Annotated in this window: 16 protein-coding genes; 11 read left to right on the forward strand and 5 right to left on the reverse strand. The window is 55.3% G+C overall.

Translation table 11 applies throughout. The annotated features are described in order from the left end of the window. Window positions 1-159: 159 nt before the first annotated feature. The 3 genes from UN63_RS02220 to UN63_RS02230 all read right to left on the reverse strand — a co-directional run bounded on the left by UN63_RS02220 (window position 160) and on the right by UN63_RS02230 (window position 4,785). Entirely contained in the window at window positions 160-1,803 is a 1,644-nt protein-coding gene (locus tag UN63_RS02220) for an SNIPE associated domain-containing protein (protein WP_104485154.1), read from the reverse strand. 1,040 nt (window positions 1,804-2,843) lie between these two features. Then, on the reverse strand, window positions 2,844-4,139 hold the full coding sequence (locus UN63_RS02225) for a tyrosine-type recombinase/integrase (RefSeq protein ID WP_104485155.1): 1,296 nt from the start codon (window positions 4,137-4,139) through the stop codon (window positions 2,844-2,846). Between the two features lie 175 nt (window positions 4,140-4,314). Further along, window positions 4,315-4,785, reverse strand: coding sequence for a hypothetical protein (locus tag UN63_RS02230; protein ID WP_104485156.1), 471 nt, complete (start codon window positions 4,783-4,785; stop codon window positions 4,315-4,317). Between the two features lie 305 nt (window positions 4,786-5,090). Here UN63_RS02230 and ccoN point away from each other — a divergent pair, with 305 nt between their 5' ends. From ccoN to ttcA, 11 genes are all read left to right on the forward strand, one after another. Then, on the forward strand, window positions 5,091-6,515 hold the full coding sequence (ccoN, locus tag UN63_RS02235) for a cytochrome-c oxidase, cbb3-type subunit I (protein ID WP_104485157.1): 1,425 nt from the start codon (window positions 5,091-5,093) through the stop codon (window positions 6,513-6,515). Between the two features lie 12 nt (window positions 6,516-6,527). Beyond that, window positions 6,528-7,145: a cytochrome-c oxidase, cbb3-type subunit II gene (ccoO, locus tag UN63_RS02240; protein ID WP_104485158.1), complete on the forward strand. Its 618-nt coding sequence runs from the start codon at window positions 6,528-6,530 to the stop codon at window positions 7,143-7,145. Between the two features lie 12 nt (window positions 7,146-7,157). Next, entirely contained in the window at window positions 7,158-7,376 is a 219-nt protein-coding gene (locus tag UN63_RS02245; protein ID WP_104485159.1) for a cbb3-type cytochrome oxidase subunit 3, read from the forward strand. Continuing rightward, the gene (ccoP, locus tag UN63_RS02250; protein ID WP_104485160.1) at window positions 7,373-8,347 is read left to right on the forward strand and encodes a cytochrome-c oxidase, cbb3-type subunit III; all 975 of its coding nucleotides are present in this window, start codon (window positions 7,373-7,375) and stop codon (window positions 8,345-8,347) included. Before UN63_RS02245 ends, ccoP begins: the two co-directional genes overlap by 4 nt. An 89-nt stretch (window positions 8,348-8,436) precedes the next feature. Then, window positions 8,437-8,922, forward strand: a complete 486-nt coding sequence (locus UN63_RS02255) for a FixH family protein (protein ID WP_104485161.1) — start codon at window positions 8,437-8,439, stop codon at window positions 8,920-8,922. A gap of 2 nt (window positions 8,923-8,924) precedes the next feature. Further along, window positions 8,925-11,294: a heavy metal translocating P-type ATPase gene (locus UN63_RS02260; RefSeq protein ID WP_104485162.1), complete on the forward strand. Its 2,370-nt coding sequence runs from the start codon at window positions 8,925-8,927 to the stop codon at window positions 11,292-11,294. Next, on the forward strand, window positions 11,291-11,533 hold the full coding sequence (gene ccoS, locus UN63_RS02265) for a cbb3-type cytochrome oxidase assembly protein CcoS (protein ID WP_104485163.1): 243 nt from the start codon (window positions 11,291-11,293) through the stop codon (window positions 11,531-11,533). The genes UN63_RS02260 and ccoS overlap by 4 nt, the downstream gene beginning before the upstream one ends. Next, the gene (locus UN63_RS02270; RefSeq protein WP_104485164.1) at window positions 11,517-12,197 is read left to right on the forward strand and encodes a sulfite exporter TauE/SafE family protein; all 681 of its coding nucleotides are present in this window, start codon (window positions 11,517-11,519) and stop codon (window positions 12,195-12,197) included. Before ccoS ends, UN63_RS02270 begins: the two co-directional genes overlap by 17 nt. A 134-nt stretch (window positions 12,198-12,331) precedes the next feature. Further along, complete coding sequence (locus UN63_RS02275) at window positions 12,332-13,078, forward strand: FNR family transcription factor (RefSeq protein WP_104485165.1); 747 nt, start codon at window positions 12,332-12,334, stop codon at window positions 13,076-13,078. A gap of 33 nt (window positions 13,079-13,111) precedes the next feature. Further along, window positions 13,112-14,023 (forward strand): universal stress protein UspE, encoded by a 912-nt coding sequence (uspE, locus tag UN63_RS02280; RefSeq protein ID WP_104485166.1) that lies wholly within the window; start codon window positions 13,112-13,114, stop codon window positions 14,021-14,023. A 71-nt stretch (window positions 14,024-14,094) separates the two neighbouring features. Next, window positions 14,095-15,048 (forward strand): tRNA 2-thiocytidine(32) synthetase TtcA, encoded by a 954-nt coding sequence (gene ttcA / locus UN63_RS02285; RefSeq protein WP_104485167.1) that lies wholly within the window; start codon window positions 14,095-14,097, stop codon window positions 15,046-15,048. 307 nt (window positions 15,049-15,355) lie between these two features. Here the strand turns inward: ttcA and UN63_RS02290 are convergent, their stop codons facing one another. Together UN63_RS02290 and UN63_RS02295 are read right to left on the reverse strand one after the other, a co-directional pair. Next, window positions 15,356-15,955: a DUF2987 domain-containing protein gene (locus UN63_RS02290; protein ID WP_104485168.1), complete on the reverse strand. Its 600-nt coding sequence runs from the start codon at window positions 15,953-15,955 to the stop codon at window positions 15,356-15,358. Further along, on the reverse strand, window positions 15,952-16,722 hold the full coding sequence (locus tag UN63_RS02295; RefSeq protein ID WP_181068150.1) for a DUF2189 domain-containing protein: 771 nt from the start codon (window positions 16,720-16,722) through the stop codon (window positions 15,952-15,954). The genes UN63_RS02290 and UN63_RS02295 overlap by 4 nt, the downstream gene beginning before the upstream one ends. Between the last annotated feature and the right edge of the window lie 224 nt (window positions 16,723-16,946).

A 16,946-nucleotide genomic window follows, 5' to 3' on the forward strand; every position in this document is an offset into this window, starting at 1 on the left:
AAGGTCTTGCTCCTGGAGCACGACAGCGTCCAACACCATGTAAGGTCTGTAATGTACTTGATGGCAAATCAGTCTGGCAGGAGAAAAACTTGAGCTGATTGAGATCTGACAGACACGGACAGAAAAGTCAGTAACTGTCAGATCGGGTCTGAATTACTGTTATGCAGCTACTTCTTCTTTCTGCTTTTTAGAAATACTGAGTGATTCCCGGTACTCGGTAGCTTCTGCCTTCATAGTCCAGTGCGCTTCATTCATACCCTGCTGCTCCACTGCTTGGCGGATCTCTGCCAGGTTCAGGCTAAAAAATTCCTTGCGCGGGTTCACCTTGTTGACAGACGCCTCGTCAAAACGGCGGTGCAGCTCTTTTTCCAGGGCAGGGGCGTCGTCGCTGTATATCATGGCGTGAACATCAAAGTCGAAGGGTACTGAGGCATCGCCAAGTTCTTTCACCCGGTCCAGCGGCTCAAGGCGCCGGGTCATGCCAATCTTGAACACATTCTCTCCAAAGCTGCCGATGTTGCTGATTACATAAACATGGCCACGCCGGGTTTGCTGAGCCATGGAGATGGCGCGCTGGCCCCTAGCTTCGGCATCCACTAGCTTGGCTTCCAGCTCGGTCAATTGGGCTTCATATTGCAGGCGTTGCTCGTCATTGGCACTGGCCAGTTCTTTACGGGCGGCTTCTAGCGCCTTTTGCAGCATCCTTTCTTCTTTCTCGGCCTCTTTGATGGCCTTCTCCATTTCGCGCCGTGCTTTTTCTTCCTCGCGCATCTGCTCACGGATTTCGCGTTGTTCTTCCCGCTCTATCTGGCGTAGCTCGTGGGTGGCCACGGCCCATTTTAGTTCCTCCAGGCGAGCATCAAGGTATTCGCGATTAATGCGGGCATTACGGAAGGGCATGCCGTTGTGATTGACCAAAGCAAAGGCGTCCAGGATCTCCTGTTTTATTTTGCCATAGTTGTCATTTTTAACTTTGGCGAGGGCTGAATCCACCTTGCCGTTAAAGGCATCAACGGCAAAGTGAATGGCGTATACCTTGCGATTATGTTCGACATAGTCGCAGTTGCCAGCATGGCCGTTTTGAACCAAATCTCGTACCCGTTTACGAGCCTGTTTAAGCTGCTCGCCCGCTTCCTTGTGGCTGTATTCTTCGGCCAATTCATCAAGTACGGCATGATTAGGGATGATGTAATCGTCTTTGTAACCATCAATGGTGTTACGCATGGCTAGCACAGTAGCTTCATAGAGATCGGCCTTGCCTTTGGCTTCCAGGGCATCACCGGCTATTTCTTCCGCACGTCGCTTGGCGAAGTCGATCACCTTGTTGGCTTCGGTCCGGCCTTCCTCTTCTATTTGCTCAGCTTTGCTTTTGGCACTTTTGATTTTTTCACGGGCCTCGGCATTGAGTCTTATGGTTTCGCTCTTGATGACTTCAGCTTCCTCGCTGGCTTGCGTCAATGCATCCTGAACCAGACGCTCTGCTTCGGCCATAGCTGTCACCAACTTATTATCTGCTTTTGAATACATTTGTTCCGCGTCCAGTTTAATGGACTGGGCTTGTTCTTCTGCTTCGTCAAGCAGACGTTGGGCGTGTAACTCCATATCGGTAATGGGCTTGTATTTGGCATCAAGGGCGCTGCTGTGCTGTGCTGCCTGCGCGAGGGCTTCCTGTGCGTCAATCAGCTTCCTTTCCAATTTTTTACGCTTTCGTCTGGAAAGCCAGGCAACAAATAAGGGTGTTAAGAAAATAAGAAGGGTGATGATGACAGCGACGCCATCACCAGCGGCTTTGGTTTCTTCCATGTTTTTACCTTTTTATTGAGTATCCCGATCGTTGTTAAGGATACAAATGGAACAAAGACTACCTAAGAAGTCAATGTAGATTGGGAAGTTATGCGGGAATTCAGATAATAAGTGCAACATTCATGGGGGCACGTTGGTAAACAGGGTAGGGCACTTATTTGGCTTTTCCTGGCAACCAAGGTTCAGTAATGGCGTTGAGCGGGGCATGACCATTGGTCAGCCTGGCAAACAGAATGAGCCCAACATCAGGTTTATGGTAAATAGAGGCTCTGTTATGTGTGCGGTTACCAGTTAGGGCAACACTCAGAGCCGTAATGCTGTGCATCACAATGCCGGTGAAACCCGTTGAAGGCGGTTAATAAAAAAAGTCGAGATGGCGCGTGTTCCATGATGATGCGAGCCTGCTGCCAGATGAGCATGGCCGTGGGCGGTTATGAGACTTGGTGCTATGGCGGCCTAGGTAGAGCCAGGTTAATCATCGGTACCCATGGTAAATGAATGTATGGCTGAGATACCGACGGTCAGGGCCGGATGATACTGCCAGCCGAAACAGGCAGACCAGAAGCATGGTCTGGCGCTGAATGGGCTTTGATTGTTCGCCAGTAGCGGATGGCGGATGATGCCAGACTGAGGAGCAAACTAAGCCGTGAGCTGTGCCGGTCGATCCTCAGCATGCCGAGCGCTGTCAGTCACACGGTGCTGACATGAACCAGGGAGCGCAGGCGAAGACGACTAATGCATGGATCACCTGTGAAGAACCATGCGCACGACGCCATTGCGGGACAATGACGAAAACCGAAATGCCTGGAGGAAATTGTTAAAAATGGCTATGAAATTATTAGTTTTTTCATATAAGCACCTGAAAATTAAGAGTTTCACTTAAGTGGAAAAATCCCATTTGAAACTGGAACTCACAAATGGGTTTCATGCTCTTAAGCAATAGCTTCTTTAACTTCGCATAATGTATATTATGTTAAATTAATTTCAGTTACGCAGTAGCTCTGTGAAAAGCAGGATCGGAACCTGCTTTTCTACCCTCGTTATTCCGCTTCGATTTTCAGCCTGTCCAGTCGCTTACCGGCGGCGCTTTCATGGCGTTCGACCTTGCCGGTGTGCAGATACTGCGAGGTGGTGTCTATGCTGTCGTGGCCGGCATCGGCCTGCACGTGAGACAGCGGACGACCGTTGTAATTGATGTCGTGGGTGATGCCGGTGTGGCGAATGCTGTGCACGGTCAAACTGCGCATCTCACTGGCGTCCTGATCGAAACCGTCCTGTGCGGCGGCATCGGCGGCGTCGGCCATCAGTTCGTTAAGCAGGTCGCGCAGTTGGCGTATGCCGAGGTTGGCGTTGATCAGGCCCTGATCCCGCCCCCGACCGGCGGCCTTGTGGCGAACAAACAGCGGCGTGGCATCGTTGGGTGCGGGCAAGGGTGACAGCTTGAGATAACGGCGATAACACTGCAGTGCCTCGAGCAATTCACGGGATACGGCCACGGTGCGTTTTTTGCCGCCTTTGCTGACCGGAATATGAAAGCTCCAGATCCCGGTGTGACCGTCGCGGCGAAACTGGCTCATCACCGGTGAAAAGCCGGGCCGGGCTGCGACTTCCGAGATGCGCAGGTAGCAGCCGTACATCAGGGAGATCAAGAACAGGGTGCGCTGGTGCCGTTCGGGCTCTTTTTCTGCCAGCTGCCGCGCGGTATCCATTACATAGGACCATTGCAGATCGCTGAATACCCGTACTTCGTCTTCTTCGCCGAGGCCGGCAACCACGACGGGGCTGGAGCCGAAACGGCTGTGACGCATCCACATGACCGCCGGATTGCGCTCGGTGACTTCTTCGTTGATCAGATAGCCATAGAAGGAAGACAGTATGGCCATCTTGGTTTTCAGCGCCTTGTCGCTCAGCCGGTATGGCTGTTCGATACCCTCGACTTTCTTGCCCAGAAACGGTCGCCACTGCGGGTTGGGCTGACGTTCGCCCCAGTCCTTGTTCAGTACAAACTGGGCCACGTTACGATAGGCAATCAATGCCTTCGGTGGTGCCAGACAATACTCCACGTACCGGTTGATGCCCCGGCGATTCAACCCGATTGGAGAAACCTGCTCGACGTCGAAGCACCAGTGCAGAAAGGTGGTGAGTTCGCTGCGGTAGGTTTTGTAATTGTTCTCGTTAAACCGGCTTTCGAGCAGCCAGTCCATGGCATGTTCATAGATAAAAGCGGCATCGGGTACCGCGTTCAGGGTGACATCGGCAATATGCTGGTTAACGACACTGTTGCCCTCTTCCAGGTACTGGGGGGCATCAAACAGCGGTAATACGGGGGCGTTCATAGGGCAGCTTTTTCTGATATTGACTGTATGGATGAACAGTATAACGTATTCACAGAGACTAATGCCGATAAATACAGTTATCGGCATTATCCGGTGTTATCAATATCCACTATCGCCTGTTCTATGCTTAATGCTCAGTCACAACTCCGGACAGGCACTATGAACAGATGCAGCTTCAGCGCTCGACTTCGAACAGGAACTTCAGCTGGTGAGACTCGCCATTATGTTCGACATCCAGTACCCAGGCCCAGACCATGCTGCGCTCGGTGCAGGCCCCTACCAGAGCCTGCCCCTGCCAGTGACCGGGCGTACTTTCGCTGATCAGGGCCGGTAGCGTGCCCATGTACATGGTCTCCCCCTCCAGCCGGCTGCGGGTGACCTTCACCGCGGGGTCGGAAAACGTCAGTGCAAGCTGAAACGGTGATTCCGGCTGTAGTCTGTCGACCTGTAATTGTGCCTCGGCCCACAAATCTCCCTGCTCCACCCGACATTTCTCGTGATACATGTCACAAAATTCGACATTATCTTTCTCTAATGCGGTGTCATCGCCGTCGTCGATGTAGGTTCGAAGCCAGAATGCGCTCGATAAAATGCCCAACACCAGCAAAATTTGCACCAGCTTGGGGCCGGTCAGTCGATCTCTCATGCCAATTCAGTTCCTGTATTGTATGCAATTCCCCCCCTGCTTGATCTTGATCAAGGTAGTTTCTTATGCCTTATGAGGGGGGTTAAGTGGTAATCATATTACTGTTTATACTGTTATTTTTGCAGCCACTCATTTATCATCGTCGCGGTGCGTTCAGTGTCTCCCGAACGGCTTTGTTAACCAAAAGTTAACGAAGCCGTTCGGGTGTCTGATAGCACCAAAAACGGTTGTCTTCAATCCTTCCGACGTGAGCACCCCTGTGTGAACGCAAACCTGATAACAGCAGTGGAAGCGGAACTATAACGATGAGTCAAACTAATAATCAACCAAACTACAATTATACTGTAGTTCGCCAGTTTACGGTCATGACCGTAGTCTGGGGTATTGTCGGTATGTCGTTGGGTGTGCTGATCGCAGCACAGCTTGTCTGGCCTGCCCTCAATTTCGATACGCCCTGGCTAACCTATAGCCGATTACGTCCATTACACACCAACGCGGTTATTTTTGCGTTTGGGTGTAGCGCGCTGATGGCCACGTCCTTCTATGTGGTGCAGCGTACTTGTCAGGTCCGCCTCTTTGGCGGCCGGCTGGCATCGTTCGTGTTCTGGGGCTGGCAAGCCATTATTCTGGCGGCGATCATCACCCTGCCCCAGGGTTATACCTCCTCCAAGGAATATGCCGAACTGGAATGGCCGATTGATGTCGCCATCGCCATCGTATGGGTGTCTTACGCTATCGTGTTCTTCGGAACCCTGTACAAGCGTACTACCTCGCATATCTATGTAGCGAACTGGTTCTACGGCGGCTTTATTCTGACCGTTACCGTGCTGCATCTGGTCAACAGTATGGCAATACCGCTGACTGGCATGAAGTCCTACTCCATGTATGCCGGCGCAGCCGATGCCATGATCCAGTGGTGGTACGGTCATAACGCCGTGGGCTTCCTGCTGACTGCCGGTTTTCTGGGGATGATGTACTACTTCGTACCCAAGCAGGCGGGTCGTCCGGTATATTCCTACCGTTTGTCCATCGTGCATTTCTGGTCGCTGATCACCCTGTATATCTGGGCCGGCTCTCACCACCTGCACTATACCGCCCTGCCCGACTGGGCCCAGTCTCTGGGTATGGCGATGTCACTGATCCTGTTCGTCCCCTCCTGGGGTGGCATGATCAACGGCATCATGACCCTGTCCGGCGCCTGGCACAAGCTGCGTTATGACCCCATTCTGCGCTTTTTGATCGTGTCCCTGTCGTTCTACGGTATGTCCACCTTCGAAGGCCCCATGATGGCGATCAAAACCGTTAACGCCCTGTCTCACTACACCGACTGGACCGTTGGTCACGTGCACTCCGGTGCTCTGGGCTGGGTTGCCATGATTTCCATCGGCGCCGTTTACCATCTGATCCCCAACCTGTTCGGTCAGGAGCGTATGTACAGCATGAAGTTGATCAACACGCATTTCTGGCTGGCGACCATTGGTACCGTGCTGTACATCGTGTCCATGTGGATCAGCGGTGTGATGCAGGGTCTGATGTGGCGTGCGGTAAACGACGACGGCACCCTGACCTACAGCTTTGTTGAAAGTCTGCAAGCCTCTTACCCGTTCTATTTCGTTCGCTTCCTGGGTGGCTGCTTCTTCGTGACCGGCATGTTGCTGATGGCTTACAACGCCTACCGTACCATTCAGGCGCCGAAAGGCTCCCTGCAAGCCATTCCCCAACCGGCATAAGGAGACTTGTGAATGAAGAACCCAAATAATCGTCACGAGTTGGTCGAAACAAGCACAACCTGGTTGGTGGTGTTAACCGTGATCGCCATCAGCTTCGGTGGCCTGGTCGAAATCGTGCCGCTGTTTTTCCAGCAGCAGACCAACGAGCCGGTAGAGGGCCTGCGCCCTTATACCGCGCTGGAAATGGAAGGTCGTGATATCTATATTCGCGACGGATGTCATGTGTGTCACAGCCAGATGATCCGCCCCTTCCGTGCAGAAACCGAGCGCTATGGTAACTATTCTGTTGCCGGTGAAAGCGTGTGGGAGCATCCGTTCCTGTGGGGTTCCAAGCGTACCGGTCCTGATCTGGCGCGCGTAGGCGGTCGTTACTCTGACGAGTGGCACCGTGTGCACCTGATCAACCCGCGTAATGTGGTGCCCGAGTCGAACATGCCCGGATTCCCCTGGTTGGAAACCAACGTACTGGATGGCGAGCACACTGAGGCCAAGTTGAGACTGTTCCGGGATAGCTTCGGCGTACCCTATACCGATGCCGATATTGCTGGTGCCGAGGCCGCGGTGAAGGGCAAGACCGAGATGGATGCCATCATCGCCTATCTGCAGTCTTTGGGCCACGCCCTTAAATAACCGGAGTCGATTATGGATTTCAGTACCCTGGAAGCGCTCAAGCCAACGCTGATCAGTTATCAGACGCTGTTATTGTTTGTGTTGTTTATCGGGCTGGTCTGGTGGGCCTACGGTAAACGACGCAAAGACAGGTTCGATGCGATAGCCAGCTCTATTTTTGATGATGAAAACGAGGCGAACGGAATACCCCCGGGTACTGAGCAGGATCGCGCAGGAGCTAATAAAAAATGAGTACTTTTCTAAGTGTGTTTGTAACCGTGATCAGCCTGGGGACCATTTTTGGTTGTCTGGCCCTGCTGATCTGGTGTTCTCGCGACAAGATGGGAATGGAAGAAGGCGCACCCACCGGTCATACCTACGATGGTATTGCCGAGCTGAACAACCCGCTGCCCAAGTGGTGGACCTACCTGTTTATATTCATGGTGGTGTTCGCGTTGATCTACCTGGCGCTGTATCCAGGCCTGGGTAACTTCAAGGGTCTGCTGGGCTGGCAGAGTTCCAACCAGAACGTGCGTTCTCTGGAAGAATATCATGCCGCTTCTGCCGACGCGCGTGAGCAGGGCAAGCTGGTGCAGTACGAGCGGGAAATGGTCAAGGCCGATGAAGTCTTCGGCGCCAAGTTCCGTGAGCTGACCTATGAAGCCGACGGCACTACCTATCGTGCCATTGCCGACATCGCCCTGGATGAAAACGCCACCAAGGTGGGCCAGCGTCTGTTTCTGCAGAACTGTGCCCAGTGTCATGGTTCGGATGCCCGCGGTGCTCGCGGCTTCCCCAACCTGACCGATGCCGACTGGCTGTACGGTGGTACGCCCGAGCAAATCAAGACCACGCTGCTTCATGGTCGCAAAGGTGCCATGCCGGCCTGGGGTGCCAGCCTCGGTGAAGACGGTGTGCGTGAAGTGACTTCCTATGTGCTTAGCCTGTCCGGCCGCAAGGTCGATGCAGTGGAAGCCCAGAAGGGTCAGGCTCGCTTCGCCATGTGTGCCGCCTGTCATGGTATGGACGGCAAAGGTAACCAGGCTATGGGTGCGCCGAACCTGACCGATGGTATCTGGCTCTATGGTGGCTCTCGTGCCGCGGTGGAAGACAGCGTGCGTAACGGTCGTGGCGGCGTTATGCCGGCGTGGAAAGACATTCTGGGTGAAGACAAGGTACATCTGCTCGCCTCTTATGTTTACAGCCTGAACAACAGTAAATAAGGCCCACCGGGCTTTGGTGAAAAAGCCCCGCTGGTCGGGGCTTTTTTTTGTTATATTAGACGCCGCTTTTTTTGTCGTAGGAATTGGTTATGCAACGTCCCTGGTATCAGCAGTTCTGGCCCTGGTTTCTTATCGTATTGCCGCTGTGTGCGGTTGCGGCCAGCCTTTATACCTTTTACCTGGCAAGCTCCGGGGCCGACAGCATGGTGGTCGATGACTACTACAAAAAAGGCCGGGCCATCAACCAGGATCTCAGCGAGCTGAAACAGGCCGCCGATCTGGGTCTGGTGGCCGAACTGAGCTATCAGGGTGGTCAGCTCGCACTCAAGATTGAAGGTCAGCATAATAATGGTGAGGCGGTACGGATGTACTTCACCCACCCTACCCTGGCCAAGCAGGATCAACAGATGCTGATGACCAGCGACGCGAGCGGTGTGTATCGAGAGCGGCTGGATCAGCCCTTGATGAAGGGCCAGTGGAACCTGCAGATTGAGGCCTTCGATGGCCACTGGCGCATGCAAAAACGCATCAGCCTGCCGATAGCCGATCGGCTGATCATTCGCGCCGGGAGCTGATCGTGGGCGGCTGCTTTCACTGCGGTGAAACCATTCCCACCGGCAGTACCTATCAACTGGAGCTGGAGGGCCTCAATCAGCCCTTCTGCTGCCCTGGCTGCCTGGCGGTGGCTGATACCATTATCGACTGTGGTCTGGGCAGCTACTATCAACATCGCTCTGCTCCCGCCCCCAAGGCCGATGCGGTTCCCGACGAGCTTAAACAGCTGCAGCATTACGATCTGGCCGAGATACAGCAGGACTTCGTCAGCGATAAAGACAATCTCAAAGAAGTACAGCTTTCCATCACCGGACTGAGTTGTGCCGCCTGTGCCTGGCTGATCGAGCGTCACCTGGCCCGGGTGCCCGGGGTGTCATTGATTCAGGTCAATACCACCACAGAGCGGGCCCGGCTGCGCTGGCACGATAAACAGGTGCCCTTGAGCCAGCTGCTGGCCGCCTTTGCCGATATTGGCTATCAGGCTCGGCCCTTTCAGCCCCATCAGCATGAGCAGGCCTACAACCGGGAAGTGAAATCCTATCTGCTGCGCATGGGCGTGGCGGGCATCGCCAGTATGCAGGTGATGATGGTGGCACTGGCGCTGTATGAAGATTTGTTTCCGGGCACCGATGCGGATCTGGTCGAGTATTTCCGCTGGATAAGCCTCTGGCTGTCCATCCCGGTGATGACCTACTCTGCCCTGCCCTTCTATCGTAATGCCTGGCGCGGCCTTAAAAACCGGGCGCTGAACATGGACTTGCCGGTATCGCTGGCGATGGTGTTTGCCTTTTTCGCCTCGGTCTATGCCACCGTTACCCAGACCGGTGACGTCTATTACGAATGTGTATCCATGTTCGCCTTTCTGCTGCTGACCGGTCGTTTTCTCGAAATGCGGGCCAAGCGGCGGGCCTCGGAAACCACCGCGAACCTGACCTTGCTGGTGCCCATGCTGGCCCGGTTAGAAACCGAAGCCGGCGAGCAGGAAGTGGCCGCCAAAACCCTGCATCCGGGTCAGACTGTGCTGGTGGCGCCGGGCAGTCAGATCCCGGCCGATGCACAAATACTCGACGGCAGCACCAGCGTGGATGAATCGATGCTGACCGGCGAGCACCTGCCGGTGACCCGACACCCGGGCGATACGGTCTTTGCCGGCACCACCAACGTGGAGGCGCCCTTGCGGTTGCGGGTTCTGCGCCCCCTGGCCGATGCCCGGGTATCGGAAATACTGCGCGCGCAGGACGATGCCCTGGCGGAAAAACCCAGGGTAGCCATTCTGGCCGATCAGTTGTCCCGCTACTTTGTGGCGGCGCTGTTGCTGGTGACTCTGGCCACCTATGTGGTATGGCTACAGCTCGATGCCGACAAGGCATTCTGGGTCATGTTGTCGGTGTTGGTGGCAACCTGTCCCTGCGCCTTGTCGCTGGCCACTCCCACCGCGCTGACAGTGGCGACCTCCCGTCTGAGCCGTTCGGGTGTGCTGGTGCGCCGGGCCCATGTGCTGGACACCCTGCCCAAGGTCACTCGCATCGTGTTCGATAAAACCGGCACCCTGACCCGGGGTGAGGTGGCAGTGACCTCTGTGACTCTGCTGGCCGACCTGCATGAGCTGCAGGTGCTGGCCATGGCCGCCGCTCTGGAAGCCCAGTCGGAACACCCCATAGCTCGTGCTTTTCGTCCTTGTCGGGATGAGCGACTTCAGGTGTCCGAGCGGCAAAATCGGGTCGGTCGCGGCGTCAGTGGCCTGATTGACGGCACCCGCTGGCATCTGGGCAGCGGTGCCTGGCTGGCACCGGATAATCAGGATGCCGAGCTCTGTGTCTATCTGGCCAATGAGCAAGGCCCGGTGGCTCGTTTCGAGCTGACCGATCCGCTGCGCGAAGAAGCCGATGCCTTGATTCGTGACTGTCGGGAGCAGGGCATCGCCACCACCATTCTGACCGGCGACAGTTCCGGTCAGGCCGAACGGGTTGCCGAGCGGCTTGGCGTCGACACGCTGATCAAACACGCCAGTCCCGATGACAAGCTGGCCTATCTGCGCAGTTGTGATCAGGCCGGTGAAATCTGCCTGATGGTGGGTGATGGCATCAACGATGCGCCAGTGCTGGCCGGGGCTCATGTCTCCTTTGCCATGGCCGGCGGCACCGATATCGCCAAAAACAGTGCCGACGCCATCATGCTGGCCGACGATCTGCGGCACATTCTTACCGCGCGGCATATCTCTGCCCGCTGCCGACGGGTGATTAAACAGAACTTTAGCTGGGCGCTGGGTTATAACCTGGTGATACTGCCGCTGGCGGCCATGGGCCAGGTTTCTCCCTGGTTTGCCATGATAGGCATGTCGGTCAGCTCCCTGATTGTGATGACCAATTCACTGAGGCTTTCTAGACTATGAACGACGTCGAAATCTGGTACCTGATGATCCCCATCGCCATGGTGTTTGCTGCCATCGCTATCGCTGTCTTCTTCTGGTCGGTAAAAAGCGACCAGTTTGAAGATCTGGATCGGCATGGCAGCAATATCCTGTTTGATGACGACGACGTGGCTCATCAACAGGCGCAACGGCAAGGTCCGCAAGACCACCACAAACAGGACGCCCCCAAACCGAAGAGCCGGCATGACCACTCAGCTTGATGCATGGGCTGCGTTGCTGATTGGCTTTCTGGGGGCCGGTCACTGCATCGCCATGTGCGGCGGCGTGGCGGCGGCCTTTTCCATGGCCATCCCTACTACTCAGCGCCGTTGGCAATGGCTGTATCTGCTCAGTTACAACGCCGGTCGCATTGTCAGTTACAGCCTGGCCGGTGCCTTGGTCGGCGGTGTATTCGCCAGTCTGGCGGACGTCAGTCTGGGTAAGCAGGGTCTGGTATTTCTTCGGCTGCTGGCCGGGGTGATGACCATACTGCTCGGGCTCTATCTGGCACGCTGGTGGTTTGTGTTGCTGAAACTGGAGAAGCTCGGTAATGGCCTCTGGCGTCATCTCAAACCGCTGGCCGGTCGTTTTGTGCCGTTTAGGCATCCCGTTGCGGCCCTGCCCTTCGGCATGATCTGGGGCTGGTTGCCTTGCGGCCTGGTGTATTCGGCGCTGACCTGGAGTGCGGTGTCGGGCGGCGCCATGGAAGGCGCCCGGGTGATGGCCTTGTTCGGGCTGGGCACCCTGCCTACCCTGCTGGCACTGGGCGGGCTGGCCGGCCAGCTCAGGCATTGGCTCAACCATCCGGGGTTTCGTCAAAGCTCGGGCATCTTGTTGATTTGTTATGGTTTGTTCACGCTCTACCAGGCTTTTTCGCTGCTTTAACACGCTATTAAGCCCCTGACATCGGTGCTATGATTGTGCTGTGATGCCATCGCCGTATTTAGCCATGGGGAAATCAGATAACAACAACTAAAACTGCCGCGAGCAGTTGTGACATTCACTGCCAGGGTTGAGCCATGGGAAATATTATAAAGGCAACTAAAACTGCCGCGAACAGTTCTTCAATTCACTGCCAGGATTGCAGTATCAGCCAGTTATGTATTCCGCTCGGGCTTAACACCGACGAGCTGGACGAGCTGGACAACATCATAGAGCGCAAAAAACCGATTCAGAAAGGTCAGGAACTGTTCAAGGCTGGCGAAGAGCTGAAGGCGCTTTACGCTATCCGCTCCGGCTCTATCAAGTCTTATACCATTAGCGAGCAGGGCGACGAACAGATCACGGCCTTCCATCTGGCCGGCGATCTCATCGGCTTCGACGCCATCAATAACGGTAGCCACCCTTCTTTTGCCCAGGCGCTGGAAACCGCCATGGTATGCGAGATCCCCTATGAGGTGCTGGACGACTTGTCTGGCAAGCTGCCCCGGCTTCGGCAGCAGATCATGCGGTTGATGAGCAACGAGATTAATGGCGATCAGCAGATGATACTGCTGCTTTCCAAGAAAACCGCGGAAGAGCGACTGGCCTCTTTTCTGCACGCCCTGTCGAACCGCTTTTCCATGCGCGGCTTTTCGGCCCGCGAATTTCGCCTGACCATGACCCGGGGTGATATCGGCAACTATCTGGGATTGACTGTCGAAACCGTCAGCCGCCTGCTGGGTCGCTTTCAGAAAAACCATCTTATCGAGGTGGACGGCAAGTATATTCGCATCGTGGATCTGCCGGCTCTGGCCGCGTTGGCCGGAACGCCGCCGGCGGTCTGACGAGCATCATCACTTTCATGAAAGGGACTCTTTATGATTAAGTATCAACATATTCTGGTGGTGATGGATCCGGTGGCAGAAAACCAGCCGGCCCTGCACCGCGCCGTGTCTGTCGCCGCGCTGCAGGAGCAGGCCGACATCACCCTGTTTCTGCCCATCTACGACTTTTCTTATGAAATGACCTCCATGCTGTCCAGCACCGAGCGGGACGAAATGCGTGAAGGGGTGATTCAGAGCCAGGAAGAGTGGCTGAAAACCCTGCTGACGCCCTATGAAGACAGCAAAATTCGTTTTGCTATCAAGGTGGTATGGCACAGTCGTCCGTTCGAGGCCATTATTCAACAGGTTCAGGATGGTCAGCACGATTTGGTGGTGAAAAGCACCCACAAGCATGCGCTGATCCAGTCCTTTATCTTTACTCCCACCGACTGGCATCTGCTGCGCAAGAGCCCCTGCCCCGTGCTACTGGTCAAGGAGCGGGACTGGCCCATGGGTGGCAATGTACTGGCGGCCGTCAACTGCTGCAGCGACGACAAGGGCCAGGAAGCGCTGAATAACAAGGTCATCGCCGAAAGTGCGGAAGTGGCCCGGTTGCTGTCGGCCAGCCTGCATCTGGTGAACGCCTATCCCATTACCCCGACCAACATGGCGCTGGAGCTGCCGGACTTCGACCCTCATGTCTACAATGCCGCGGTGAAGAAACACCATGAGCGCGCCTTGTATGAATATGCGGTGCGTTTCGATCTGGAGTCCAAAGCGCTGCACCTGGAGGAAGGACTGGCAGAAGAAGTCATTCCCCGCTGTGCTGATGCCACCAACGCCAGCCTGGTGATCCTGGGCTCGGTCGGCCGCACTGGCCTGTCCGCCGCCCTGCTCGGCAATACCGCCGAGCATGTGATCGACAAGCTCAGCTGTGACGTACTGGTACTGCGGCCCGACGTCTAATCCCGCCACTGGCGCCTTGCCCTCGGGGCGCCAGTCACTATAATAGCCCCAGTTTTTTTGCCGGGGTTACCATGACCGAACAAGCGATTTCCGAACAAGACAAGTCAGTTCAAACTGCCAAGCAGGACTACAACTTCAACAAGCTGCACAAGCGACTGCGTCGTCATGTGGGCGAAGCGATTGCCGACTTCAACATGATTGAAGAAGGCGATAGGGTCATGGTGTGCCTGTCCGGCGGCAAAGACAGCTATGCCATGCTCGATATTCTGCTCAACATGAAAGCCCATGCGCCGATCCATTTCGACATCATTGCGGTGAATCTGGATCAGAAACAACCGGGCTTTCCCGAGCATGTGCTGCCCGCCTACCTGGACGAGCTGGGCGTGGAATACAAGATAGTGGAAGAAGATACCTACTCCATCGTGATGGACAAGGTGCCGGAAGGAAAAACCACCTGCTCGCTGTGCTCCCGCCTGCGCCGAGGGATTCTGTACCGTACCGCCACCGAGCTGGGAGCCACCAAAATTGCCCTGGGCCATCACAGAGACGACATTCTCGAAACCTTGCTGCTGAACATGTTCTATGGCGGCACCATGAAGTCGATGCCGCCCAAGCTGGTCAGCGACAACGGCAAGCACGTGGTGATCCGTCCGCTGGCCTACTGTAAAGAAAAAGACCTGGTGCGCTTTGCCGAAGCCCGTGAGTTTCCGATCATCCCCTGCAACCTGTGTGGCTCGCAGGAAAACCTGCAACGTCAGGCCATCAAGAACATGCTGCAAGACTGGGACAATCGCTTCCCGGGCCGCATCGAAAGCATGTTCCGCTCGCTGCAGCAAATAGTTCCGTCTCACCTGCTGGATCATCAGCAGTTCGACTTCAAAAACATCACCAGCGACTCGGGCGTGATCGACGGCGGTGACATCGGCTTCGACAAGCCGGACGTGGCGCCGCGCTTTATTGATGAAGAAGAGGAAGACGCCGCCCCGCCACTGGGTGAACGGCTCGACATCATCGAAGTGAAATAACCATCGATGTGAGCGATGTGAGACAACAAAAAAGGCGCCGCGGCGCCTTTTTTGTTGGTTACTGTTTACTGATGATCGGCTGCAGAATTTTATCCTGTCTGGTATCGATTATTGCCGGGCCAACATTTCACTACATAGAGGTTCATGCTGAGTTTTTGGCGAATGCATTATTACCATGCTGGTTTGGCTCTTGTAGGGGGCGATTTGTTGAAGTGCCGGTATCGCCTGCTAGCGCCGCCAGCAGACGACTAGGGATGGGTTCATGGCGTGTCGGAAGAGGCAACCCTGTTGCCTCTTTATTCAGAGCCTAAAACCAGGGAGTGATCCGTACTGCCGGCAGTGACAGGGTGCGCTCGTCAGCCAGATCGGCATCACTCAGTTTTAATTGTTCCACGCCGTTCAGAGTTTGCCCCGGCTTGGCCGGATGCAGCTTTATCCCCTTCAGTTCCGGTACAAAGTATCTCCCCGGCCAGCCGGCCATCTTCTGCAGCAGACGATACATTTCGTCTTCTGCCTGGCGTAGTTGCGCCATGGACACATCGCCGGCGACCAGATTAGCCTGAATCTGAATGGATATATCACACTGCTCGGTATCGGTCACCTCGAGTTCGACCAGGGCTTTGTCCAGATCCAGTTGTTTATCGTAGGGCAGTAAAAACTGGCCGTGGGGCAGCACCTCGACCTCCCCCTTGAGCGTGTCATCTACCCGAATGATGCCGGATTCTATGCTACATAGCCCCTGCTCGTCGGTGCGGCTCAGATAAAAACCGAGCTCGGCGTGCTCCACCTTGGCTTTTTCTACCTTGGACATGTACTTGTAAAAGCCGCTGTAGCCCAGGTTGAACGGCGTTGCCTGCGCCGGAGTAGTGGTCAGGGCCAGCATGGTAATGATGAAAGAGAGCCTCATGCGTCGAAACGATCCTTGGGGGTATTGGAAAGGGTATTTGAAGAAGCGGCTTGCGGGCTGTCCGGCATGCCTTCAACGCCACAGGCTTCCCGGTAGAGAATGCCTTTCACCACTATATACAGGGGGGCGACCCAGACAAGGCCGATGCCGAAGGTCAATACCGCGCCCATGAACAGCAACATCATCATCAAGTGGATAGACAGCAGCACCAGCCACTGGCGGGCAAAGAGTCGCAACGAGGTGGTAATGGCCTGTATCGGGCTCAGGCCCTTTTCCAGGATCAACGGAAAGGTGAACATCAGCGCCACGCTCAGGATCAGCGTCGGCAGCATCGACAACATGGGCGGCAGTCCCAGGCTCTGACCCAGGGGCAGAAACAGACTGCTGATGATGCCCATGATCATGCTGGCCAGTGCCAGGGGCAACAGATAGCGGAAGTAGTCGAAAATCTGATTGGGGCGTATGGGTCTGTCTACGGATCTGTGCACGCCCATCATGTCCAGGCCGCCACTCATGGGCGCCATGATCATGGAAATCAGCAAGCCCAGCAGGCTCAGGTTCCATGAAGCCTCCTCGCCTTCGCCGCTGACTGTCACCAATAACTGGTTCAACAGCAGCCAGCAGCCGACCACGCCGACGGTGGCCAGCAATATCGGCATCTTGGCGCCCTGAATACGCTGCCAGGCCTCCTGAAAAACAGCCTTGGGAGTCAGTGTAAAGCCCTGCTCCAGCGATTGTTGCAGCCGGGCAAATCGTGGTTCGTTCATAATACGGTCTCTTACTTGAAGTGGTGCCATTATAACGGAGGAAGAGGGCTGAGGCAGTAGCGCTAAGCCATTATAAAAACAAGGGAATTAAAAAATGGGTCAGACAGTCGTTAAACAGTAAAAGTGTTCGGTTCGGCCATAAATATTCGTTTTGCTTCGGTGCAGCCCGGACCTAGAATGCGTGCTCTTTTTTATCTCAAAACGCGGCGCGTTTTCATCGAGGT

It is taken from the genome of Oceanisphaera arctica (assembly GCF_002936955.1).
Lineage (GTDB): Bacteria > Pseudomonadota > Gammaproteobacteria > Enterobacterales > Aeromonadaceae > Oceanimonas > Oceanimonas arctica.

Coding starts and splice junctions, on each gene's coding strand:
- UN63_RS02220 (WP_104485154.1), bottom strand. CDS start 1,803: ATGGAAGAAACCAAAGCCGCTGGTGATGGCGTCGCTGTCATCATCACC.
- UN63_RS02225 (WP_104485155.1), bottom strand. CDS start 4,139: ATGAACGCCCCCGTATTACCGCTGTTTGATGCCCCCCAGTACCTGGAA.
- UN63_RS02230 (WP_104485156.1), bottom strand. CDS start 4,785: ATGAGAGATCGACTGACCGGCCCCAAGCTGGTGCAAATTTTGCTGGTG.
- ccoN (WP_104485157.1), top strand. CDS start 5,091: ATGAGTCAAACTAATAATCAACCAAACTACAATTATACTGTAGTTCGC.
- ccoO (WP_104485158.1), top strand. CDS start 6,528: ATGAAGAACCCAAATAATCGTCACGAGTTGGTCGAAACAAGCACAACC.
- UN63_RS02245 (WP_104485159.1), top strand. CDS start 7,158: ATGGATTTCAGTACCCTGGAAGCGCTCAAGCCAACGCTGATCAGTTAT.
- ccoP (WP_104485160.1), top strand. CDS start 7,373: ATGAGTACTTTTCTAAGTGTGTTTGTAACCGTGATCAGCCTGGGGACC.
- UN63_RS02255 (WP_104485161.1), top strand. CDS start 8,437: ATGCAACGTCCCTGGTATCAGCAGTTCTGGCCCTGGTTTCTTATCGTA.
- ccoS (WP_104485163.1), top strand. CDS start 11,291: ATGAACGACGTCGAAATCTGGTACCTGATGATCCCCATCGCCATGGTG.
- UN63_RS02270 (WP_104485164.1), top strand. CDS start 11,517: ATGACCACTCAGCTTGATGCATGGGCTGCGTTGCTGATTGGCTTTCTG.
- UN63_RS02275 (WP_104485165.1), top strand. CDS start 12,332: ATGGGAAATATTATAAAGGCAACTAAAACTGCCGCGAACAGTTCTTCA.
- uspE (WP_104485166.1), top strand. CDS start 13,112: ATGATTAAGTATCAACATATTCTGGTGGTGATGGATCCGGTGGCAGAA.
- ttcA (WP_104485167.1), top strand. CDS start 14,095: ATGACCGAACAAGCGATTTCCGAACAAGACAAGTCAGTTCAAACTGCC.
- UN63_RS02290 (WP_104485168.1), bottom strand. CDS start 15,955: ATGAGGCTCTCTTTCATCATTACCATGCTGGCCCTGACCACTACTCCG.
- UN63_RS02295 (WP_181068150.1), bottom strand. CDS start 16,722: ATGAACGAACCACGATTTGCCCGGCTGCAACAATCGCTGGAGCAGGGC.